Here is a 21,558-nt window from a genome sequence, read left to right on the forward strand (position 1 = left end):
CGGCGACAGACATCCGTAGGATGAGGGCCGGGGCAGAGCCGTAGCGCAGAGGTCGTCGCGCGCGGTCTCCAAAACCGTGAGGACGCCGGTTCGAATCCGGCCGGTTCTGTCTTCCCGTCGTCTTCGGCGCGTCCGCGTGCGAGGCCGCCACTTCTCCGGTCCTCTCAGGTGAAGGGCCGGATATCCGCTGCCGGTGGTGGCTGCCAGTACGAGGTGCATGACGATCTGACCGCACTGGCGGTCCAGGTGCACGGCTGAGCCCCGCACGCCCCGTCCGCCTGCCTCCCCAGGGCCTTGTTGAACGCCTCGGAAGGTGCGCCGGCAGCCGGCAGATGATCCGGGTCTTCACCACCGCCCGGGCGGAAGCCCGGACTGTGCCTTGACCGGCTCACCACGCACGAAGGACTGCCACGCGAGATCCGTGAGCCGGTGGGGGACGAGCCCCGCCGACCACGAAACGCCCTCCTCGCGCGGCTCCGGCCCGGGGCCGGGACCTCCGCTCGGCGTAGGAAAGACAGGGGCGGTTGGGCGGACACCCCTACGGCTATCGTGGGCCGCAGGGTGCCATGCACCCTCAAGTCGCGCGGGTGACAGAGCAGTTGCCCTGCAGAGGGAGTCGGCCGGTGCCCCAGGCGAACGAAGATCCGGTGCTGGAGCGGGCCCTCAGGGATCTGGCCTGGTACGAGCGCATCACGAAGCGCTCCCGTCGCTGGGTCGCGGTCACGGAACTGACCGCCCTGGCCACCGGGGCAGGCGCGGTGGTCGCCGCAGGCATTCAGGCCCCCGCCGTCATCACCGCCTCGATCGCAGGGGCCACGGTATTCGTCGGTGGGTTCCGCCAGGTGTTCGGCCATGCGGAGCGTTACGTACAGGCCGCGGAGGCCTGGTCACGACTGCGGCTGGCGGTCCAGCGCTACACCTTGGCCCCCGAGGCCGACAGGAATGAGGAGAACCTCCGGCGCCTTCTGGAGGAAATCGAGGCCGTCGCCGATGCGGAGGTCCAGAGCTGGGTCCTGAGCCGTCGCCTCGCACAGCCACCCGGCGGTCAAGCGCTGCCGTAGGTGCCGTCACCACTCCCGGAGCCCTGCGCACGTGCTCGCGTCGAGGGCGGTCCAGAGGTCGGCGGACAAACCTCTTCGCGTTTCCGCACAGCACTAGTAAAGTTTGAATAGTAGATTGCGGGGGGCGGCCGAGATCCGGGCATGCCGCCCCCGCACCCGAGCCGGTCGGAGCGGTGAGCCCGGAAGCCAGGAGGAGAAGCCTTGCCGGAAGGCACGACGGGACGACGGACATGAACGAGACGGCGGTACCCCTGCTGCCGTGCTCGTCCGCCCAGGAGACCCTGGACTTCTACCAGGCCCTCGGCTTCGAGATCACCCACCAGCAGACGAGGCCGTACCTCTACCTCGCCCTCCGCCGGAGCGGCTTCGACGTACATTTCAGCAAGCCGCCCCAGGGGCACGATCCGAGCCGGGAGGACGGCGGCGGCTGTCTTGTCCTGGTCGACACCGTCGCGCCGTACCACGCCGCGTTCACCCAGGCTATGCGGGCCGCCTACGGCAAGGTCCTGGCGGCCGGGCGGCCACGCATCACGCGCTTCCGCCCGGGGCAGACCCGTTTCACGCTCATCGACCCGTCCGGCAACTCGCTGATCTTCATCCAGCGCGACGAACCGGCCGAGCTGGAGTACGGCGGTTCCAAGAAGCTGCACGGGCTGGTGAAGGCTCTGGACAACGCCAGGATCCTCCGCGAGTTCAAGAACGACGACCGCTCAGCGTTCCGGGCCGTCAGATCGGGACTGCGCAGGCACGGAGCACAGGCCCGCCCCGTCGAGCAGGCGCTGGCCCTGGCGACCCTGATCGAACTCGCGACCGTCTTGGGCGAGCAGGCCGAGATCGATGTCCGGATGCGGGAGCTGAGGACGATCCAGCTCACCGACGCGGAACTGCAGCGGGTGGAGAACGAACTACGCAGCACCGGGCACCTGGACGAACGGCCCCCGCCGACATGACGGCGAGGCGGGGTCCCCCTCCGCCCCCTCCCTGCACGTCGACCGCCGGAACGGACTCGGCTGAGCACGTCGACCGCCTTCACGATGAGCGCCCGCGCCTCCGTCCCGTACACAGCTGTCCGCCGCATCTGCTCGAATGCCCGTACGTGCGGCTCGATCTCACCGGGCCGGGCGATCCGCACCTGCGTCGACACCAGCTCGACGGACACGCGGTCCCCGCCGGGCACAGCCGGATCGAGGTCACGAGGAACATCTGCGCCCCACCGTCCAGGACACCCGGCGCGAGGCCGTGAGTCACCTCGACCGCATGCTGAAGCGGCAGCGTCCCGACCGTGGACGACCACGTCCGTCGATGTCAGAAGGAAATGCCGAAGGCCCCCAACCATGATCGGTTGGGGGCCTTCGCACCGGTGGGCGCGGACGGTTTCGAACCGCCGACATCTGCTTTGTAAGTTCGGCCGGAGATGGTCAAGGACCCTGGCGGGCCCGGCCGCGACTGCCGTCCATGGCTCTCCGGGGCTGCCGTTGTGCACCGACGTTGATGTCGGCCGTGGATGTCAGCTCACGGGTTCGACATCTGCTCGTCGGCTGCCCTGCGCGGTCGCGTCAAAGCCACTGCGGCGCGCCTGTCGTCAGCGTGCTTCTGCTCTATAGAGGCTCGCAACTCCGCAGGGGTCGGCCATGGCGCGCGCCGGTGGATCATGCGGTGACAGTTGGCGCAGATGAGGGCGAGATCGCTGAGCTTGGTGCGGCCCTCCCCCGCCACATGGAGCGGAAGGACGTGATGGCACTCGATGTACCCGGCACCGCGGTCCCCGTAGATCTTCTCGAAGTCGAAACCGCACGCCTCACAGGCGAGCTGTCCACCATGCTGAAGAACAGAAGCGATCTTCTTCTTACGCAGGCTCTTGTTCCGTTCACGCGCCCGGTGTCTCCGCATGAGCAGCCGCCCCTCGGGCGCGCTGAAGTCGTCGCCGAACTCCTCGTCCTCAGTCGGCGCGAAGGACTGCAACTCGCCAGTCGCGATCCCCTGACGGATCAGCCGCGCGGCCTCCGTCATCTCCTGCGGCCGGGCAAGGAACTCGTGCAGCACAGCGACATCCAGCGCGCCGCCGTTGGTGGGCTTCCCCCGGTAGTCCGGGTGGCGAGTGGCGATGTCGAACGTCTTGCGAGCGACGCCGTTGGAGTTGCGGAACTTCTCGTTGCGGTCCGCCTCCACGTGGATGGGAAGCAACTGGAGGAGGGCAGACAGCTCGACCACCCGGCCGTCCTCGGCGTCCAGCCCCTTCCAGCCGTTCTCCATCACGAGGTGGCAGGCAAGGATGATCTCGTCGCGAGCCCAGTCCGGGTTCTTTATGGCCTTGACCTGGAAGCCAACCCGCTTGAGCCACGCCGCGGCATGATCCTTGCCCCCGCTGAACTCGTCCCGCGTGAGGGCCCGCCCCTGATCCCACTTGTGGGCCACCCCTGCGACGGCCTTGGAGTCGTACTCCTGACCCTGGTGAACCAGGACGTAGGACCGCGCCTCCCCGAAGCCGTACTTCGCCAGGAAGGCTTCACGCCCCAACTCGTCATGCTCCGTCAGGGCCTTGAGCACGGACTCTCGCGTGATCGCTCCTCTTCGCATAGGAGGATCGTAGGGCCGGGCACTGACAACACCCTCGGCGCCCGACAAGCACATCGTCGTGGCGTACGGCATCTTCGTCTGGAAGCGACAGCTACCTCCTACAGTGTTGGCAGGCTGTGAGCCCTTGCTCCTTGGCCTTGTCCTCGGCCATAGACTCCTGGCCCATGTAGGTGTCCCGTTTCCCGTTCAGCGATGGGCAGTCAACATCACTGTGGTACTTGGACCGGTACTCCCCGATGCGTACGTAGACAGCGCTCATAGGGTTCCTCTACTGGCTGCGTCGGCGCCATGGATTCAGCTCACGGCAAGAAGCGCTCCATCTTGCCTGACGTCCATCCCCAGAAGGAAACCCGTCTCGTCAGAAACCTCTGACCAGCCACTCCGGGCGTCCGGCCCAGGAGCTGAAATGTCACTGATTGTCGCTAGTAGCCGTTGTGGAGCAGCTTCGCACGGCCCAGGGGCTGCGCGAAGCAACGGGTGCAGAAAACCGGGACGTACCGCTGGACAAGTGCATACAGTCGGCTCCGTGAACAAGCGGACAGAGGGACAGATCGTCAACGGCCTGAAGCAGATGGCCGCTGCTGCGGCTGGAGCAGCGGCTGGGGCCGTGGCCGGGGGGCCGGGAGAAGCGCTCATCGGAGCGGCATCTGGACCGGCCTTGGCTACGACCTTTGACGTGATAGCTGACCGAATCGCGGCGCACCGCGCGGACCGCAGCACAGAGCTGGTGCGCGAGGTCACCCGGGTGTTGGGGATCGAGGCAGATGAACTTGGACGTCGCCTCCTCGCGGATGAGCGGTTGCTCGAATTCGCTGGGAGGGTAATGGGTGCCGCCCAGGACATATCGCTGGCCGAAAAGCGGCAGGCGCTTGCCCGTGCTCTAGCAGCCGCAGTGGCAGACCCCGCGCCTGCTCGCCTTGACATTTGGGAGCTGATGCAGACGGCCATCAGGAACATAGACCCCCCGCACATTAGGTTTATGCACGTTATCTCGGCAGCAACGCCGCTACCTCCGCCCCCTGAGAGCCCTGCGGAGAATGTGAAGTACGGCATGCTTTTGAAGGATGTGTGCAAGATCGATCCAGGTCTTCAACTGGGCGCGCACGCAATCCTTCAGAGGCTTCTATCGCTGGGGCTCGTTGAGAGTGCACTGCACGGAATAATCTACGGCGGAACGTACCGCCCCTATGCGTTGTCTGATCTTGGTCGACGCCTGCTAGCGCTGCTGGAGGAGGAGTCCGCCCCCTCAGCATGAGGGGTGGGCGAGGCGGATCCGGTTTGCCATCGGTTGGGCAGCCCAAAGCACGTACCTGAGCCCTGAACTCTCCACCACTCACCTCAGCTCCCATCCCGTCCGCCTTCGACCCACACACCGTGGAGCGGTCGTGGTTCAGGGCGTCAAGGTGGAGCGCGCCACTGTACGAACGACCTTGACGCCCTGGGCCGCGACTGCTCGGCTCTGCCTGGGTCGAAGGCGGTCGGGATGGGAGCCCCACGACGCTCGCCCCGCTCCGGCCGGCACTCGCGAACGGCGCCCCGTCCCATCCCGGAGTCTGAGCGCCCCCGCCGGAGGCATCGTCGTGAAGCCGCGGGCTTGGTTCTCGACTCATGCCCCACGGGCCTATCCACTGCGGGCGCGCGTCGGCGGCGGCAGCGCCGAGCGGGCCGAAGGCAGGAGCGCGGGCGCAGCCAGAGCCGGGAAGCGCGCCCGGCGGAGCGGAGCGCAGCCGGGTGCCTTGATGAGGTAGAGAAACCTGTAACAACTCCGGGCGACGCGAGTAGTCAGGTGCCCGGCTGGGGGCTGATCGCCTGGGCGATGGCTTGCATGGAGTCGGTAACCGCTTCGGCTCCTGCCTCAACGAAGAGTTGGTGCTTGTGCGGTTTGTTGGCGAAGCCGATGGCTGTACTACCGATCGCGTGGGCGGCCTGGATGTCTGTCAGCGAGTCGCCGATCAAGGCGCACAAAGAGACGTCGACGTCCAACCGTTCAGCCGCTGCGATCAGCGAATGAGGGTTCGGCTTCATCAGCTCCGGATGCCCTTCGGGCCTTCCAACGATTGTGAGCACGTGCTCCGACAACCCGTGTCGATCAAGGAATGCTCTGACGGCCTCTGCGGAGTTGTTGCTCACCACCGCCGCTCCCCTCCCCGACGCTCGAACTGCCTTCAGAGAGGCAACGGCTCCGGTGACCGGGTCTCCAGCCACCCCTACAGCCTCTACCTCGGCTGTGGTGAGCGCCCTCTCGATTGCCAGTCCAGCGGCATCATCCGCTTCGTGCGCCAGCCGCAGAACCTCCAGAGGGTCATCGATGCCGGACAGCTTCCCTTCCAGCTCCGGGTTGCTTTCGGTTGCAAGCTCGGTGAGATCCCTTGCAACCTGGTCGGCCGGGCGCCCCGCAAACACATCGCAGATGGGGCCGTCGAAGTCGAAAAGCACCACGGTAGTGCTGGCAAGCGCTGCGGCCAGGTCGTCAGTGTCCATCAAGGTCGAATCCCCTCGCGATGCTGTTCCACACGCTGTCGAACCACATGCCTGCCTGCTGGACCTGCTGCGTGCCGCTAGACGACTCGCTGTCGTTGACGGAGTGGTGGAAGAGGACGGTGTCCTTCCCCACCAGGTCGTAGATTTCGATGGGCTCGCCCTGCGCCACAACCTTGTTGGGCTTGATCGGGTAGTAGCCGAAGAAGGCGTCTGCTCCGTTGATCACGTACAGCTTGAAGAACTGCGTACCACTGTGGACTCGCACGTCAACGCTCGTCTCGGGAACCAAGCCCAGGTGGCTCAGCTCCGCCATTGAGTCACGGATGCTGCGGGCGTACCCGATCATGATGTTGTGCATGCGGGACCGGAGCCGTTCGTCATCGCCGCAGTCCTCACGGCGGACCGGAGCTGCCTGGGGGACAGCCATGTCCGGAACGAGAATGCGGACCTTGATGCTTGCCGGTGTCAGCCTGCCGATCCGAATCTTGTCCAACGGCTCTTGCAGTGCTCCATGCAGGGTTTCGCTGGAGAACCCGGCGAAGTCGATAGTGACGTCCGTGGCGGCAAAGGCCTGCTCTACGTAAGGACGTAGTCCCGCCGGCCGTTCCGTCCGGCTGCGGACGAAGACTCCGCTTCCCTTGCGGGAGACCACTAGCCCTTCGTCTTCGAGGTCCCGCAGTGCGCGTTGGATGGTCGCGCGCGCGAAGCCGTAGTGCTCCGTCAGCTCCTTCTGCGACGGCAGCTTCTCCCCTGGTGCGATTTTCCTCGTCCGGACTGCTGCTCCGAGGCTGCTCGCAACCTGCTCGTAGGGCGGCCGGTCATCGTCTGGGTCGAGGGGATCGGGAACGAAGGTCATGGGGCGATGGTACGCGGAGACCCCAACATTGGGACAGCCAAGACAGTCAGGTGTTGACATGACTAGCCACGTTGCTTACGTTGGCCATGTAGCCAAGAAGGCTAGCCAAGTCAGTCACCTCTGTCTGAGGAGCAAGCTCATGCCGTCCTTCAAGATCGATGTTTCGACCGCTGTCGTGTTCGTGGCGACGCCTCCGACTCCGAAGCTCGTGAGCAAGCAGACCGGTGAGATCGCCATCGACCGTGAGACCGGTGCCCCGCTCGCGACGGTGGGCCTGCTGGTCGCGGACGAGGGAGAGGGCAACCTCTACCAGGTGACCGTGCCAAACACGGGCGTCCCGGAGAACCTGGCCCCCGGCACCCCGGTCACGGTCGTCGGCCTTAAGGCCCGCGACTGGGAGAACACGTTCAACGGCCAGACCCGGCACGGGATCAGCTTCCGCGCGGTCGCTGTGACCCCGCTGGGGGCCTGATCATGTCGGACCTGTCCACGGTGATCGAGGTTGCGGGGGCCTTATCGGCCGCCGGTGGCCTCGGTTACGCCAAGGCCCGGTCTCCTCGGGTGTTCTGGTCGCTGGTCGGTGCCCCGGTCGCCCGGGTCCGCTTCTCGGTGACGTATCGGGCGACGATGGATGTGTGCGGGCTGACGGTCCAGCCGTCCCGCCTGCGGGCGTTCATGGTCCGCAACGTGGCCCGCCAGGAAGTCCAGCCCGTTCCCCCGCAGGTCCGGCGCGTCCGCTACTCCACCACCGGCATGCGGGCGACGCTTCGCCTCCCGGCCGGTCTGGAGCCTGCCGACGTGTCCGCCGCCTCCGAACGGCTCCGCCACGCCTGGGGCGTCCACTCCGTCCACGTGGTGGAGGTGAAGCCGGGGTTCGTGGAACTGCGGATGACCGGCTACGACGTCCTGCGCCGCGTGAAGATGCCCCGCCGACTCCCGCCCAAGCTCACCGCTGGCCCGCTGGTCGTGCCGGTGGCGTTGCGGGAGGACGGTACGGCGTTCGTCCGGGACTATCAGAAGGTCCCGCATGCCCTGACGGTCGGTGCGAATCAGTCGGGCAAGTCGATGTATCAGCGCAACCTCATCTCCGGCCTCGCGAAGCTGCCAGTCGGCCTGGTCGGGATCGACTGCAAACGAGGTGTCGAACAGCGCGGCTATGCACCCCGCCTTTCCGCCCTCGCAGTCACTCCCGATGAGGCGGACGGGCTCCTGGAAGCCCTCGTGGGCGAGATGGAAGAGCGCTTCGACCTCCTCAGCTCCCACGGTGTCCCGGACATGTGGGGCCTGCCCGCAAGGATGTGCCCGGTGCCGCTGGTCGTCCTGGTCGACGAGGTCGCGGAGCTGTTCCTCGTCGCTGCGAAGAAGGACGAGGAGCGTCGGGACCGGATGGTGATGCGGATGATCCGGCTCGCTCAGATGGCCCGCGCAGTGGGGATCTTCCTGGAGGTCTGTGGGCAGCGCTTCGGCTCCGACCTCGGCAAGGGAGCCACCGCCCTGCGCGCCCAGCTCACCGGCCGTGTGGTGCACCGGGTCAACGACAAGCAGACCGCCGAAATGGCCCTCGGGGACATCGCCCCCGAAGCGGTCTTCGCCGCCACCACCATCGCCCCCGACCGACCCGGCGTCGCGGTGGCCGGGGACTCCTCCGGCGGCTGGTCCCGCATCCGCACCCCCGCCATGACCCCCGCCGAAGCCGTGGCAGTCTGCCACGAGTACGCGCACCTCACCCCTCACCTTGCCGCTCTGGCACCCTTCCGGCCGGCCGTTTCTACCGCCCCGGCCCCGGGCTCCCCGCTCCTCAAGCCCAGCCCGGCAACCGGCTAACTCCTGCACCTGCGAGTCCAGTTGGCGTGACTGCTTCGCGCCAGGTCCCTACCCCGCCCATGCCCGGAACCGGAAGGAACCACCGCCATGGCCACCCGTCGGACCACCACCAAGCCCTCGAAGAACACCCCGCCCGCGCCGGTTGCCTGCTCGCCGTGCGACGGGTCCGGGATGGTCTCCGCCACGGTTCGCGTCGGACGCAAGCGCCGCCCGGTCGGCCAGCAGGACGGCCTCTGCCTCAACTGCCTCGGCTCCGGCACCAACCCCGACGCCTGACCCCCTTGCCCCGGTGCCGGGCGGTGAACCCCGTGTCCCGCCCGGCCCCGGCCCCGCCCCCTCGAAAGGAGGTGAACCCGTGTCCCGCATCCGTATTGACGCCGTACTCATCCAGGCCGTGATCGCCGGTGCTCTGTCTTTCGCCCACCTGCACGACCTGGCCGAAGCGGCTGGGCAGGATGGCTGGAAAGCCTGGGCCTACCCCGTCAGCGTGGACCTGCTCTTGGTCGCGGCCTGGCGGCGCATGCGCACCACCGCGGACAACCGTGCGGCCTGGGCCTGGTTCGTCATCGCCCTCGCGGCGTCGCTGGGCGCGAACGTCGCCACCGCCGGACTCCTCGACCTCGGTGACGTCCCGGCCTGGTTGCGCATCCTCGTCGCCGGATGGCCCGCCCTCGCCTTCCTCGGCGGCACTCTCCTCGTCCACAGCCCTCAGGCTGCGCCGACTGAGACTGAAGCCGCCCCCGTGGTGGCTGCATCGCCGGTCGCTCCGGCCGCTGAACCGGTCCCGGACGTGACGGTGGAACGGGTTCCCGACCCGACCCCCGAGCTCTCGCCCGGACCTGCCCCTGAGGCGGCCCCGGCACCGGCGCCCATCCCGGTCACGGCACCGGCTGTGTCGGTTCCTCCGGCCCTCCTCGACCACGCCCGGAAGCTCGCCGACACCCACCACGCCACCACCGGCAACCGGATCGACCCCGCCACCCTGCGCGCCCGCCTCGGCGTCCCCGCACCCCTCGCGGACGCCATCACCGCACAACTCGCCTAATCAGAAAGGGACAACAGCATGGGCCTGTTCAACTTCAACCGCCCCGCCGACTACCTCGACGCCGCCCGGGAGATGGCCGACTCCGGCCGCCCCACTCTGGCCCGGCTCCTCGCGGAAGAGGCCGCTGACCGCACCACCGACCCGGCCGAAGCCACCCGCATCCGCGCCGAGTTCCCCGGCAACAGCCTCCGACAGGAGGACTGACCCATGGCCCGCCCGAACCGCTTCACCAACGTGCTCCGCGTCGGCCCCGTTCAGGTCGGCACCCACCACGACGGCCGCGGCCGGACCAAGCACACCGCCGCCTGCACCGCCCCCGGCTGCAACTTCTCCGCCGACTACGACAACCGCTCCGCCGCCGAACTCGCCGCCCGCACCCACCGCTGCAACCCCTGACAGGAGGTCCACCCGTGTTCACCCCGAAGATCCCGCCCCCGGACACCGCCCCCACCCCGGCAACGTCCCTCGTCCAGCCGCTCACCGGCATCACCCACACCCCGGCCTGCACCTGCCACCACAACCCCGCCGCGGCTCCGGCGCCCGTTCCGGCTGCTCCGGTCTCCCGGCCGGCCGTTCAGCTCACCCCGGGCTCGCTCCTCGTCGCCGCCGCGGGCGGGACCGCCATGGTCCTGATCATCGGCACGGTCCTCGTCTCCATGCTCCTGGCCACCGCGATCACCGCCGCCTCGGTCGCGATCTGCGCCGTGGTCCTGCGCTCGCTCCTCAACCGCCCGAACAACCGCTAACCGGCCCCCGGGGCGGCCTCAACCGCCAAGTTTCCGCCGCCCCGGGCGCCCATCCCAACTCCAGATCCAACGGACCCGAAAGGGAGATCCCATCATGCCCCAGCCCACCCCGCCCCGGCCGATCTGCGGCCACTGCGACGGATTCCCCACCGTCACCATCACCACCGGCACCCGCACCCCCGGTGGGCAGCGCAAGACCATCACCGCGAACTGCCCCGCCTGCCGCGGCACCGGCCACACCACGACCCCCGTCCGTGCCCACACCCGGATCGGGGCCTGAGCGCCATGGCTGACCTGACTCCCACCCCGGACCGTCCCGGCATCCACGTCAGCAAGCCGTCCCCGAACGCCCCGGCTACCGGTTCGGCGGTCTGCCACTGCGGCGCGAAAGCCACCGCCACGGGTGACAACGAGGTCCGTGCCCTGGTCGAGGGCTACACCGCCAACCACGGTCCCTCCCACAACCGGACGGGACGCTGACCATGAACACCGCTGCTGCTGCGGCGGGCCTGGACCCGGCCACCCTGGGCGATCTGCTCCGGGTGGTCGGGTCTCCCGGCTTCGACCGCCTCACCGAACAACTCCGCCGCACCGGAGGCTGCTCCCAGCCCATCCACCTCACCGGCGCCACCAAGACCATCGACCGGACAACCGGCACCCTGCTGCACCACTACTCCACGGACACCGAGCCCGGCGGCCGGTTACGGATCGCCTGCGGCAACCGCCGCGCCTCCCGCTGCCCCGCCTGCGCCTGGACCTACGCAGGCGACACCTACCACCTCATCCGCGCCGGACTCACCGGCGACCCGGATAAGGGCACCCCTACGACGATCCGGGATCACCCCAGGGTCTTCGCCACCCTCACGGCCCCCTCCTTCGGCCCGGTCCACAACCGGCCCGGCAACCGGCCCTGCCGCTGCGGTACCCGGCACCCCGAGGACGCACCGGAACTCGGCACACCGCTCGACCCCGACACCTACGACTACGCGGGCGCGGTGCTGTGGAACAACCACGCCTCCGACCTCTGGCGCTACTTCACGATCTACCTCCGCCGCGAAATCGCCCGCCGCGCCGGACTCACCCAGAAAGTCGCCCGCGAACAGTCCAAGGTGTCCTTCGGGAAGGTCGCGGAGTACCAGAAGCGCGGTGCCGTGCACTTCCACGCGGTCATCCGCTTCGACGGGCCCGAAGGCCCGGACACCCCGCCCCCGGCCTGGGCCACCCTCGACCTGCTGGACGACGCGATCCGCGCCGCCGCCGCCCGGGCTGAGGTGCTCGTGCCGGCCGTTCCGGAAGCCGGGATCACGGACGGTTGGACGTTGCGGTGGGGCACGCAGCTCGACGTGCAGCCCATCGGCGCGTTCGGCAACGGCGAAGACCTCACCGAACAGGCCGTCGCCTCCTACGTCGCCAAGTACGCCACCAAAGCCGCCGAAACCACCGGCACCGTCGACCACCGGATCGGCAACAAGGAAGCGCTCGTCCTCCTCGACGTGCCCGACCACCCCCGGCGGCTGATCGAAGCGTGCCTGGACCTGCACCACGCCTACCCGGAACGCAAGCTCCGCGACTGGGCCCACATGCTCGGCTTCCGCGGCCACTTCTCCACCAAATCCCGCGCCTACTCCACCACCCTCGGCGCCCTCCGCCAGGTCCGCGCCGACTACCGCGCCGCCGAACAACGCGCCGCCCTCGGCCTCCCCGACCCCGACGACCACCCCGAAGCCACCACACTCACGCTCGCCCACTGGGCCTACGCCGGGAACGGCCACACCCCCGGCGAATCCTGGCTCGCCGCCAACATCCACCGCGACATCCAACACAACCGCGACACCGCCCGCGAACACCGCGCCGAGCTGCAAGACCAACTCGCTCTGGAAGGAGCCGCATCGTGACCACCGCCACCGCTGAACTCCTCACCGTGCCCGAGGTCATGGCGCGGCTGAAGCTCGGACGCTCCACCGTCTACGACCTGATCCGCTCCCGCCGACTGACCTCCATCACCATCGGCCGGGCCCGTCGTATCCCCGCCGACTCCGTACGGGACTTCATCGTCAACGAGATCGAGGAAGCCGCCTGATGCCTCCCCAGCGCAAGCGCAACCCCAACGGCGCGGGCACCATCACCAAGCGCAAGGACGGCCGCTATCAAGCCGCGGTCTACGTGCTCCAGCCGGACGGCACCCGGGCCCGCAAGTTCGCCTACGGCAAGACCTGGGCCGAGTGCGACGCCAAGCGCCGTGACCTGCTCGCCAAGGTGGACCAGGGCGTACCCGTGCCCACGCGGTCGGCCAAGCTCGCCGAGTGGCTGCCCTACTGGCTGGAGAACATCATCAAGCCGCGCCGCAAGCGCACGACCTACGCGAAGTACGAGACGCACATCCGCCTCTACCTCGTGCCCATGCTCGGCTCGAAGCGCCTCGAATCGTTGAGCGTCGCTGACGTCCGGCGCTTCCTGGTCCGGCTGGAGCAGCAGACCACCGCGGCGACCGCCAAGGAGTCCCACCGCGTCCTGCGTACGGCCCTGACGGCTGCGTGCCGGGAGGAACTCGTCATGCGGAACGTGGCGACCCTCGTGGAACCGCCCTCGGCAGTGGCTCGGGATCTCTCCCCCTGGTCGTTGGACGAGACCCTGTCCTTCCTCACCGCCGCCCGGAAGGACCCGCTCTACGCAGCCTTCGTGCTCGCCATCGCGCTCGGCTTCCGCCGTGGGGAGATCGTGGGCCTTCGATGGGAGAACGTGGACCTCGACAAGCGGGAGATCCGGGTCCGCACTCAGCGGCAGCGTGTCCGCGGTGAGGCGTACGAGGACGATCCCAAGGGGCGTCGCAGGAAGCAGACGCTTCCCCTGCCCGCCCTGTGCGTGGCCCCGCTCCGCTGGGAACGTCTAAGGCAAGCGGCCCTGCGTGAGGCTGCCGGTGATCAGTGGGAGGAGACCGGCTACGTCTTCACCACCCGCTCCGGCCGGCCGATTGAGCCGCGCAACCTGTACCGCTCGTTCACCCGGGTCGCTGGCACCGCAGGGCTTCGCGTCATCCGGCTGCACGATGCCCGCCACGGCTGCGCGACCCTGCTCACCGCCGCTGGCGTCCCGCCCCGTGTCGTGATGGAAATCCTCGGGCACAGTCAGATCGCAGTGACGATGAACATCTATGCCCACGTCGTCCAGGACACGCAGCGCGAGGCCGTGAGTCACCTCGACCGGATGTTGAAGCGGCAGCGTCCCGACCGTGGGTGACCGCGCCCGTTGATGTCAGAAGTGGATGTCAAAGACCCCCAGCCATGATCGGCTGGGGGTCTTTGTGTTGGTGGGCGCGGACGGTTTCGAACCGCCGACATCTGCTTTGTAAGAGCAGCGCTCTACCCCTGAGCTACGCACCCGTGGATGAGGCAACAGGTTACATGGCCCACGGCCCTCCGCGGCAATCCGGTTCCCCGCCGGCCCTCCCCGCCCCGCTGCTCACCGGGCCGGAAGCCGGTGGACGGCCGGTACGGGGGATATCCCCACCCCGGAGACGGTAGCCGTCCGGATCGTCCCGCAGGCGGGTGTGTACATACGGTGGAGCCACATCGGCGGCGCTCTCAGGGGGACTCGACACCATGACCATCCGTACACGACGTACCGACACTCTCGTGGCCGCTGCCGGGGCCGTGCTTCTCGTCGCCGCGCTCGGCGGCTGCGGCAGTACGGACGCAGAGGATGCCGCCGCCGAGCACAAGTCGTTCGCGTTCGGTGGGGAGGCGCTCACCATCGACGCCGAGAACTCGACCCTGGATCTGGTGCCCGGCGATGTCGAGCAGATCGAGGTGACCCGCCGGGTCGACGGGTGGGTCATGCTGGGCAGCGGGCCTGACCCCGTGTGGGAACTCGCGGGGGACGAGCTGAGGCTCGAGGTGAAGTGCCGGGCGGTGATCAGTAATTGTGCGGCGCACCACGAGGTGAAGGTGCCCCGCGGACTGGCCCTGACCGTGCGGGGGGACAACGGGAAGGTCACCGCGGCCGGCTTCACCGCCCCGCTCACGATCTCCGCCGACAACGGCGGGGTCGACGTACGCGACGTGTCCGGGCCGCTGAAGCTGAACGCCGACAACGGCACCATCGAGGCCGAGCGGATCTCCGGTCGTTCCGTGACCGCCCGCTCCGACAACGGCTCGGTACGGCTCGGGCTGACGCGGGTCCCTGATCTGGTGGACACCGTCAGTGACAACGGGAGCATCACCATCGACCTCCCGGCCGGGAAGAACGCGTACGCGGTGTCCGCCGAGGCCGACAACGGTGACGTCTCCGTCGACGTGCCCCGCAGCGACAGCAGCAAGCACGTGGTGAAGGCGCGCAGCGACAACGGTGAAGTCACTGTGCGAAGTGCGAACTAACCGGCCCGCGCGTTCGTCCTCACTGGTGGGAGAATGAACCGGGCGGGGCGAATCGGCACGGGAGAGGGATGTGACGGCGACACACACGCGGCCGCAGGCGAAAGCGGGTGTTGGTTCCGCCGTCAGGGACGTCCTGGTGCTGATGCTGCTGCCGGTTCCCCTGGCCCTCGCGGCTGTCCCGGGTGCTTTCGCGGGCGGGGGTACGCGCCGCTGGTTCGGGGGGCGCGGGGAGAGTCAGCGGGCCGACGCGCAGGCGGCGAAGGACGCGGCGGCCGCTGCCTTCTACGAGCTGGACACCGCTCAGCGCGATCTGCGGATATCGATCGAGACGATCACCGCCGTGGACAGCTCGCCCCGCGCGGTCAAGGCTGCGGAGGAGTTCACGGCGCTCGGCCGGCGGATCGACGAGGCCAGCCACCGGTACATCGCCGCGGTCGACGCCCACGACCTCGACCGTGACGATCTGGAGCCCTCGGCGGCGGCCGGTGCCCGGACCGAGCTGACCCGGGCCAAGGACGAGCTCGTACGGGTGAAGGGTGAGCTCGACCGGTTCGCCGAAGGGCTCGGGACCCTGCTCAGCAGCGCGGAGACCCAGCTCGCGCGGCTGGCCCCCGCTGTGGAGCGGGCCCGTCAGACACTGCTGGCCGCGAGCAACGCCCTGGACGCCGTACGCGCTTCCGGGCTGCGGGCCGATGATCTCGCCGCCCGGCTCGCGGCTCTCGCCCCGGAGCTGACCAAGCTCAACCAGGGCGCGGGGCGGCACGGAGTGGCCGAGACGCTGCAGCGCGCGGACCGCGTGCTGCGGGACGCCGAAGCGGTCCGGGCGGAGGCGGACAGGCTTCCCGAGCGGGCCGCCGAGATCGACCGGAGGCTGGTGTCCCTGCGCACCCGGGCGCAGGCGCTGACGACGCGCGCCGGACAGGTCGAGCCGGTGCTCAGCGAGCTCCGGCGGCGTTTCTCGGTGGCCTGCTGGCAGGATCTGCAGCCGGTTCCCGAGCAGGCGGCGGTCAATGTGCGGCAGGCCGAGGCGAAGCTGACGGAAGCCGCCGAGGCGCGGTCCGAGCAGCGGTGGGCCGATGCGACGTCCCGGCTGAGTACGGTCCGGGCGCTGCTCAACGCGACCGATGAGGCGGTGTCCGCCGCCGGGGACCGGCTGCAGCGGCTCGACGCGGTGGCCAGGAATCCACAGGCGGAGATCGAGCGCACCCGGTTCACGATCCGGGACGCCCAGCGCCTCGCCATGGCGGGGCGCCACACACCCGACCCGCGCCATGCCCGTCCGCTGGACGGCGCCGTGGCGCGGTTGGAGCGGGCGGTCGCCGGGCTCGAGGAGCGTCATCCTGATTACTGGCACTTCCTGACGGAGACCGAGGCCGTGCGCCGGACCGCGAACCAGGTGGTGTCGGCGATCCGCGAGGAGCTGGGGGGCGGCGCCTGACCGCGCCGCCCCCGGCCGGCCGGCCGGACCGTCGTGCCACGGACGCTCCGCGAACGGCCCGGTGGTGGTCTCCGGCCGGCGCGGCCGCCGCATGCCCCCGAGAGCCCCGCCGCCGGCCGGCCAGGGGACTGGCGGAGACGGTGGATTTGTCCCCGGCGGGGCGGGGGCCGATCCTGGAAGTATGCAGCGGATCCCGCCGAGGCGTTCCTGGCCGCACGCGGCCGAAGGAGGCCGTCATGGCCACACACCTCCTGCGCCCCTCGCGCCGGCACGAAGGCGAGCACACCCGCCACCAGGCCATCCGGCTCGACGAGCACCTGCCCGTCGACCACAGCCTCAGCCGGTTCTACCGGGCGGGAGCGGGCCTGATGGGCCTGCTGCTCCTCGCTTTCGGCATCCTGGGGCTCATCGACCGTATCGGCTTCTTCGACACCGGCGGCGACACGGTGGCGGGCCTCAACACCAACGGCGCGCTGAGCATCCTGTCCATCTGCGTCGGGCTGCTGCTCTTCGTCGGCATGGTCATCGGCGGCAACTTCGCCTCGACCCTGAACATGGTCCTGGGCATCGCCTTCGTCCTCAGTGGCTTCGTGAATCTGGCCCTGCTGGACAGCAGCATGAACTTCCTGGCCTTCCGCATGCAGAACGTGCTGTTCAGCTTCGTGGCCGGGCTGCTGCTGATGACGTTCGGCATGTACGGCAGAGTCAGCGGCGGACTGCCGCATGACAATCCGTACTGGCGGGCCCGCCACCCCGAGCAGGTCGCACGGGAGGAGCGCCGTCCCCACGCGCCGATACCCGAGGTCGCGAAGGGCAAGAGGCTCTAATCTGGAGTCATGCCTCGTTACGAGTACCGCTGCCGCCCCTGCGGCGAGACGTTCGAGCTCAGCCGCCCCATGGCCGAGTCCTCCGACCCCGCCTCCTGCCCCGCCGGGCACGAGGACACCGTGAAGCTGCTCTCCACCGTGGCCGTGGGGGGTTCCGCCGCGTCCGCACCGGCCTCCGCGCCGGCGGGCGGCGGTGGCGGCGGGTGCTGTGGGGGCGGCTGCTGCGGCTGACCCCGGCGGGCCGGACGGGCGCGCCCCGCTACCTCCTGCGCGAGAGCGTCAGCCCGTCGGCCACGGTCAGCAGCACGCTGTCCATTCGGGCGTCGGCCGCCACATGGTCGTTGAAGCCCTGGATGGCGGCCGTGTCACCGGTCGCCAGCGGATCGGTGACGCGTCCGTGGAAGAGGACGTTGTCGGTGACGACGAGCCCGCCGGGGCGCATCCGCGGGACCAGCTCCTCCCAGTACGCGATGTAGTTGCCCTTGTCCGCGTCCAGGTAGGCCATGTCGATGTGCGGCTCGGCCGGCATCGCGCGCAGGGTGTCCAGCGCGGGCGCGATCCGCAGGTCGATCCGGTCGGCGACGCCCGCCTTCTCCCACGCCTGCCGGCCGTACGCCGTCCACTCCTCCGAGATGTCGCAGGCGAGCAGCGTTCCGTCCGCGGGCAGCGCCTGGGCCATCGCCAGCGCCGAGAAGCCGGTGAAGGTGCCGACCTCCACGATGTGCCGCGCGCCCGTCAGCCGGACGAGGAAGGCGAGCAGCGGCCCCTGCTCCTGCGCGGACTGCATGCCCGCGTGGTCGGGCAGCTCGGTGTACGTGGTCTCCACGAGCTCGCGCTGCACCACGTCCAGCGGAGGGTTGTGGGCCAGTGCGTACGCGTACAGCTCGTCGGTGATCTTGGTGTCGTTGCCCTTGGTCATGCGGGTCTCCTCCGTCAGCGGCGGCCCGGCCAGCTTGCCGGACATCGCTCGCGTCCGCTCAGCGACCCGCCCGCTGAGGGCCGGCGGCGCGCAGGAAGCGGCGCAGGATCTCCTCACCCGCCGCGCCGCCCGTCTCCCTGAGCACCTCGGTGTTGGGAGCGCCCCAGCCGCAGTCGGCGAGTTCGCCGTGGCCCGGGCGCCAGGCCCGGTCGGCGGCGAGCAGCAGGTCCGCGTCCAGGAGTGAGTCACCGGCGGCGAGCGTCAGTGTGGCGCCGCAGCGGCGGGCCACCTCGTGCATCGCGGCGCTCTTGGTGAGCGGCTTGGGTACGGCGTAGATCTTGCGGCCCTGGAGGGAGACGGTCCAGCCCCGGGGGTCCGCCCAGGCGGTCAGCTCCTTCACCCAGCCTTCGGGGAGGGAGCCGCGGTCGACGACGAGGTAGGCGAAGAGGTCTTCGGCGACCCGTTCCTTGAGCAGCCAGGAGGGGTCGCTGCCGGCCTGGAGGTGGGCGCGGATCTCGGCGAGGGAGGCGCACTCGTCGCCGATGCGGCGGGCCACGTGGTCCTGCCAGTCGGGGTCGGAGACGCCGTCGACGAGGATGTGCCCGCCGTTGGCACAGATGGCGTACCGGGGGGCGGGCCCGGGGAGGTGGATACGGCCGTACTGCTCCCGGGTGCGGGTCGTGGTCGGGACGAAGACCGTGGTGCGGGCCAGTTCGTCGAGCAGCGCGGCCGCCGTCTCCGTCATGTAGCACAGGGGTGCCCGGCCGTACACCTCGACGCAGAGCAGGCGTGGGGCCTGCTCGTCCGGCATCGTCAGCTGGAGGGACGCCGCCGAGTAGATGAGGGTGCGGTCCAGGTCGCTGGCCACCAGTGTCACGGGGGCGTCCGCTGCCGCGTCCCCCGCAGCGTGCGCGGGCGTGCTCACGGTTTCGCTCACTTCGCCGTCACCGCCGTGCCGTCCGCGCCGGTGGCGCCGCGGGTGTACTTCGGGTGGATCAGACCGACGCAGGTGTACGGGAGCTCGTCGGCCTCCTCGACCGGGACGCCACGCTGCTCGGCGAGCAGTCGTACGTGGTCGAGGTCGGGGCCGGCTCCCCGCTTGGCCAGGATCTTCCAGGGAACACGGCGCAGCAGCACCCGGGTCGTCTCGCCGACACCGGGCTTGACCAGGTTCACGTCGTGGATGCCGTACTCCTCGCTGATGCGTTCGACGGCGGCCCAGCCCTCCCAGGTGGGGGCGCGGTCCGCGGCGAGCAGTTCCTTCGCTTCGGCGTCCACGGAGTCGGCGACCTCGCCGAAGCGGGCGGCGACCGTGCCGACGAACAGCCCGGAGACGTCGGAGTCCGCGAGTTCGCGGTAGAACTTCGCGCCGTGGAAGTCGTGCGGGCCGACCAGGTCGGAGCGCAGGACCGTACGGGAGACGAGCCCGGACACCGTGGAGTTGAGGCAGGCGGACGGAATCAGGAAGTCCTCGCGCGTCCCGTACGTCCGTACGCAGCCGCCCGGGTCGGCCAGTACGGCGATCTCCGGGTTGAATCCGTCGAACTCCTCCAGGGCGGAGGCGAGTTCGCGGGTGATGGCGCCCTTTCCGGTCCAGCCGTCGACGAAGACGACGTCCGCCGGGTCGTGGTGGGCGGCGAGCCAGCGCAGGGCGTTGGCGTCGATGCCGCGTCCCCGGACGATGGAGACGGCGTAGTGCGGGAGGTCGAGGCCGTGCCGGTGCTGGGCCCAACGGCGCATGAGCACCCCGACGGGGGTGCCGGCCCGGGCGAGGGAGACCAGGACGGGGCGGGGTCCCCTTTCCGCGAGGACGGTCTCGGTGACGGTGCCGACGGCCCGGGCGATACGGGCCGCCGAGGTGTCCAGAGCGGTCTTGAACAGCTCCTGGTACCGAGGGCTGGGCTGGTATTCGACGGGCAGCGATTCGGCGTAGTGCGCGCCGCCGCTCTGGATGGCCTCCTCGCGCTCCTCGGTGGGGGCTTCCAGCGGCGTGTCCGAGAGGTCCTGGAGCAGCCAGCCGACGTCGTCCGCCGCGTACGAGGAGAAGGCGGGGCCCCGGAGGGGTGCGGGCAGCATGGCGGCTTCCTGCCTGTGGGGGGTCCGGTGGGGGGCCGGCGACGGGACGTACGAGGGGACGACCGCGAGCAGCACCTGGTCGGTGTGTCCGGCGAGCCGGGCCAGCAGCCCGTCGGGGGCGTGCAGCGCGGGGGTGTCGGCGTGGGAGTCGACGACGGCGACGACGGCGTCGAACCCCGCGCCCGCGACGTTGTAGGCGTACCGGTCGCCCGGCCCGTCCGCGGGGTCGTCATGGGCGGGGAAGACGAGGCGGCTGCGTATCGCGTAACCGGGGTCGTCGACGGCGAGCACGGGTGAGCGGGTGGTGGTGGAGTAGCGCACCTCGGCCGTGACGGCGTCCTCCAGCGCGGTGGCGAGCCGCAGCGGCGCGTACATCAGCTCCTCGAAGCCGAGGACGAGCACCCTGCGGGCGTCCCCCAGGGCGTCGGCGATACGGCCGGCCATGGCCGGGAGTGCGGCTTCCAGGGCGGCGCGGTGGACAGGGGTGAAGCCGTGGCGTCCGCCGTCGGGTACGCCGGCCGGCCAGTCGAGGGCCACGCGTGCGGGGACGGGCCGTGGCGGCACGGGACCCCCGCCAGGCGCGTGCCCCGCGTGGACCGCCCGCTCCGCGTCCTGCGCGTCGTGCTCGGCCACCAGGTTCAGCCCCTTCTCCAGGACTCCTTCCGGCAGACGCACGGTGCCACGGGCCCGGACCACGAGGTCGACGCGGGCGCCGATCTCCCCGGCGAATTCGGCGAGCCGTCCCCGGTCGGCCTCGGACCGCATGTCCACCAGGGCGACGATGACGTACCGGTCGCGGGGGTAGCGCGCGTGGAGGGCCCGGATGGTGTTGAGCACGGTGTTGCCGGTGGAGAACTCGTCGTCCACCAGGACCAGTGGCGAGCCCTCCCCGGCGGCGTTCAGCAGGTCCGGGTCCTCGGGCAGCAGCAGATGCGAGGTGGCGTGCGAGTGCGCCTCCTCGAAGCCGCCCGCCTGTGCGACGCCGGCGACGGGCCGCCGGGTCGAGTGGAGGTACGGCGCCACCCCGAGCCCGTCCGCGACGGCGTGGCCGAGGCCCGTGGCCGTCTCCGCGTACCCGAGGACGACGGCGCGGCGGGCCTCCGCCTCGCCCAGCAGGTTCCGCACCCGTTCACCGAGCTCGAAGCCCACGCCGTGGACGACGGACGGCCGCTGCGGCACGTGCTTGCCCAGGACGTTCGACACGAGCAGATGGGCCCGCTTCGGGTTGCGGCGCAGGGCGAGGCCCAGCAGCTCCCGGAGTTCCCCGTCACCGGCGAGCTCGACCCCGAGCCGCCCCGCGACCCAGTTACCCGACCACTCCACGTCCACTGCCTC

The 21,558-nt window shown here is 69.9% G+C and carries 25 protein-coding genes and 2 tRNA genes; 20 read left to right on the forward strand and 7 right to left on the reverse strand.

The features are described 5' to 3' along the window. Positions 1 to 34 precede the first annotated feature (34 nt). The 3 genes from ACF1FZ_RS23310 (at position 35) to ACF1FZ_RS23320 (ending at position 2,011) form a co-directional block, all read left to right on the forward strand. Positions 35 to 109: transfer RNA gene (locus ACF1FZ_RS23310), tRNA-Trp, on the forward strand. A 514-nt stretch (positions 110 to 623) separates the two neighbouring features. Further along, positions 624 to 1,061 carry an SLATT domain-containing protein gene (locus ACF1FZ_RS23315; protein WP_391775329.1) on the forward strand — a complete coding sequence of 146 codons (438 nt, stop codon included), beginning with the start codon at positions 624 to 626 and terminating at the stop codon, positions 1,059 to 1,061. A 230-nt stretch (positions 1,062 to 1,291) separates the two neighbouring features. Continuing rightward, positions 1,292 to 2,011 (forward strand): glyoxalase, encoded by a 720-nt coding sequence (locus ACF1FZ_RS23320; protein ID WP_391775330.1) that lies wholly within the window; start codon positions 1,292 to 1,294, stop codon positions 2,009 to 2,011. A 562-nt stretch (positions 2,012 to 2,573) separates the two neighbouring features. Here the strand turns inward: ACF1FZ_RS23320 and ACF1FZ_RS23325 are convergent. After that, positions 2,574 to 3,638: an HNH endonuclease gene (locus ACF1FZ_RS23325; RefSeq protein WP_391775331.1), complete on the reverse strand. Its 1,065-nt coding sequence runs from the start codon at positions 3,636 to 3,638 to the stop codon at positions 2,574 to 2,576. Between the two features lie 526 nt (positions 3,639 to 4,164). On the opposite strand from ACF1FZ_RS23325, the gene ACF1FZ_RS23330 reads away from it, so the two are divergent. Then, positions 4,165 to 4,893 (forward strand): hypothetical protein, encoded by a 729-nt coding sequence (locus ACF1FZ_RS23330; RefSeq protein ID WP_391775332.1) that lies wholly within the window; start codon positions 4,165 to 4,167, stop codon positions 4,891 to 4,893. A 527-nt stretch (positions 4,894 to 5,420) separates the two neighbouring features. Here the strand turns inward: ACF1FZ_RS23330 and ACF1FZ_RS23335 are convergent. Further along, positions 5,421 to 6,119 (reverse strand): HAD family hydrolase, encoded by a 699-nt coding sequence (locus tag ACF1FZ_RS23335; protein WP_391775333.1) that lies wholly within the window; start codon positions 6,117 to 6,119, stop codon positions 5,421 to 5,423. Continuing rightward, positions 6,109 to 6,975 (reverse strand): GntR family transcriptional regulator, encoded by an 867-nt coding sequence (locus tag ACF1FZ_RS23340; protein ID WP_266424150.1) that lies wholly within the window; start codon positions 6,973 to 6,975, stop codon positions 6,109 to 6,111. The genes ACF1FZ_RS23335 and ACF1FZ_RS23340 overlap by 11 nt, the downstream gene beginning before the upstream one ends. 139 nt (positions 6,976 to 7,114) lie before the next feature. Here ACF1FZ_RS23340 and ACF1FZ_RS23345 point away from each other — a divergent pair, with 139 nt between their 5' ends. From ACF1FZ_RS23345 to ACF1FZ_RS23400, 12 genes are all read left to right on the forward strand, one after another. Next, positions 7,115 to 7,447 carry a hypothetical protein gene (locus tag ACF1FZ_RS23345; protein ID WP_007452857.1) on the forward strand — a complete coding sequence of 111 codons (333 nt, stop codon included), beginning with the start codon at positions 7,115 to 7,117 and terminating at the stop codon, positions 7,445 to 7,447. Positions 7,448 to 7,449: 2 nt separating this feature from the next. Then, positions 7,450 to 8,799: an FtsK/SpoIIIE domain-containing protein gene (locus ACF1FZ_RS23350; RefSeq protein WP_391775334.1), complete on the forward strand. Its 1,350-nt coding sequence runs from the start codon at positions 7,450 to 7,452 to the stop codon at positions 8,797 to 8,799. A gap of 87 nt (positions 8,800 to 8,886) precedes the next feature. Then, positions 8,887 to 9,075, forward strand: a complete 189-nt coding sequence (locus tag ACF1FZ_RS23355; protein WP_103536239.1) for a hypothetical protein — start codon at positions 8,887 to 8,889, stop codon at positions 9,073 to 9,075. A 79-nt stretch (positions 9,076 to 9,154) separates the two neighbouring features. After that, a complete protein-coding gene (locus ACF1FZ_RS23360) occupies positions 9,155 to 9,844 on the forward strand; it encodes a DUF2637 domain-containing protein (RefSeq protein ID WP_391775335.1) in 690 nt (229 codons plus the stop codon). Between the two features lie 18 nt (positions 9,845 to 9,862). Continuing rightward, positions 9,863 to 10,048 (forward strand): hypothetical protein, encoded by a 186-nt coding sequence (locus ACF1FZ_RS23365; RefSeq protein WP_164275107.1) that lies wholly within the window; start codon positions 9,863 to 9,865, stop codon positions 10,046 to 10,048. A 3-nt stretch (positions 10,049 to 10,051) separates the two neighbouring features. Continuing rightward, positions 10,052 to 10,240, forward strand: coding sequence for a mobile element transfer protein (locus ACF1FZ_RS23370; protein ID WP_094213972.1), 189 nt, complete (start codon positions 10,052 to 10,054; stop codon positions 10,238 to 10,240). Between the two features lie 14 nt (positions 10,241 to 10,254). After that, positions 10,255 to 10,590: a SpdD protein gene (locus tag ACF1FZ_RS23375; RefSeq protein WP_390397577.1), complete on the forward strand. Its 336-nt coding sequence runs from the start codon at positions 10,255 to 10,257 to the stop codon at positions 10,588 to 10,590. A gap of 94 nt (positions 10,591 to 10,684) precedes the next feature. Further along, on the forward strand, positions 10,685 to 10,870 hold the full coding sequence (locus tag ACF1FZ_RS23380; RefSeq protein ID WP_391775336.1) for a hypothetical protein: 186 nt from the start codon (positions 10,685 to 10,687) through the stop codon (positions 10,868 to 10,870). Positions 10,871 to 10,875: 5 nt separating this feature from the next. Next, positions 10,876 to 11,070 carry a hypothetical protein gene (locus ACF1FZ_RS23385; RefSeq protein ID WP_364551926.1) on the forward strand — a complete coding sequence of 65 codons (195 nt, stop codon included), beginning with the start codon at positions 10,876 to 10,878 and terminating at the stop codon, positions 11,068 to 11,070. 2 nt (positions 11,071 to 11,072) lie between these two features. Beyond that, complete coding sequence (gene repSA / locus ACF1FZ_RS23390) at positions 11,073 to 12,485, forward strand: replication initiator protein RepSA (protein ID WP_391775337.1); 1,413 nt, start codon at positions 11,073 to 11,075, stop codon at positions 12,483 to 12,485. Further along, positions 12,482 to 12,670, forward strand: a complete 189-nt coding sequence (locus ACF1FZ_RS23395; protein WP_364691454.1) for a helix-turn-helix domain-containing protein — start codon at positions 12,482 to 12,484, stop codon at positions 12,668 to 12,670. Before repSA ends, ACF1FZ_RS23395 begins: the two co-directional genes overlap by 4 nt. Then, positions 12,670 to 13,827 (forward strand): site-specific integrase, encoded by a 1,158-nt coding sequence (locus ACF1FZ_RS23400; protein ID WP_030118375.1) that lies wholly within the window; start codon positions 12,670 to 12,672, stop codon positions 13,825 to 13,827. The genes ACF1FZ_RS23395 and ACF1FZ_RS23400 overlap by 1 nt, the downstream gene beginning before the upstream one ends. A gap of 68 nt (positions 13,828 to 13,895) precedes the next feature. Here ACF1FZ_RS23400 and ACF1FZ_RS23405 read toward each other — a convergent pair. Continuing rightward, positions 13,896 to 13,970 (reverse strand) — tRNA-Val (locus ACF1FZ_RS23405). A 219-nt stretch (positions 13,971 to 14,189) separates the two neighbouring features. Here ACF1FZ_RS23405 and ACF1FZ_RS23410 point away from each other — a divergent pair. From ACF1FZ_RS23410 to ACF1FZ_RS23425, 4 genes are all read left to right on the forward strand, one after another. Next, on the forward strand, positions 14,190 to 14,963 hold the full coding sequence (locus tag ACF1FZ_RS23410; RefSeq protein ID WP_391775338.1) for a DUF4097 family beta strand repeat-containing protein: 774 nt from the start codon (positions 14,190 to 14,192) through the stop codon (positions 14,961 to 14,963). Positions 14,964 to 15,033: 70 nt separating this feature from the next. After that, positions 15,034 to 16,401 carry a hypothetical protein gene (locus ACF1FZ_RS23415; protein ID WP_391775339.1) on the forward strand — a complete coding sequence of 456 codons (1,368 nt, stop codon included), beginning with the start codon at positions 15,034 to 15,036 and terminating at the stop codon, positions 16,399 to 16,401. Between the two features lie 236 nt (positions 16,402 to 16,637). After that, positions 16,638 to 17,228, forward strand: a complete 591-nt coding sequence (locus tag ACF1FZ_RS23420) for a DUF4383 domain-containing protein (RefSeq protein WP_391775340.1) — start codon at positions 16,638 to 16,640, stop codon at positions 17,226 to 17,228. 9 nt (positions 17,229 to 17,237) lie between these two features. Beyond that, on the forward strand, positions 17,238 to 17,459 hold the full coding sequence (locus ACF1FZ_RS23425) for a zinc ribbon domain-containing protein (RefSeq protein WP_391775341.1): 222 nt from the start codon (positions 17,238 to 17,240) through the stop codon (positions 17,457 to 17,459). Positions 17,460 to 17,487: 28 nt separating this feature from the next. Here the strand turns inward: ACF1FZ_RS23425 and ACF1FZ_RS23430 are convergent, their stop codons facing one another. From ACF1FZ_RS23430 to ACF1FZ_RS23440, 3 genes are read right to left on the reverse strand one after another with little or no spacing between them, the layout of a single operon-like run. Next, a complete protein-coding gene (locus ACF1FZ_RS23430; protein ID WP_391775479.1) occupies positions 17,488 to 18,147 on the reverse strand; it encodes an O-methyltransferase in 660 nt (219 codons plus the stop codon). Positions 18,148 to 18,205: 58 nt separating this feature from the next. After that, on the reverse strand, positions 18,206 to 19,084 hold the full coding sequence (locus tag ACF1FZ_RS23435; RefSeq protein ID WP_391775342.1) for an HAD family hydrolase: 879 nt from the start codon (positions 19,082 to 19,084) through the stop codon (positions 18,206 to 18,208). Next, positions 19,081 to 21,552 carry a phosphoribosyltransferase gene (locus ACF1FZ_RS23440; RefSeq protein ID WP_391775343.1) on the reverse strand — a complete coding sequence of 824 codons (2,472 nt, stop codon included), beginning with the start codon at positions 21,550 to 21,552 and terminating at the stop codon, positions 19,081 to 19,083. The genes ACF1FZ_RS23435 and ACF1FZ_RS23440 overlap by 4 nt, the downstream gene beginning before the upstream one ends. Positions 21,553 to 21,558: the final 6 nt, after the last annotated feature.

It is taken from the genome of Streptomyces sp. NPDC014623, assembly GCF_043088245.1.
Classification (GTDB): domain Bacteria; phylum Actinomycetota; class Actinomycetes; order Streptomycetales; family Streptomycetaceae; genus Streptomyces.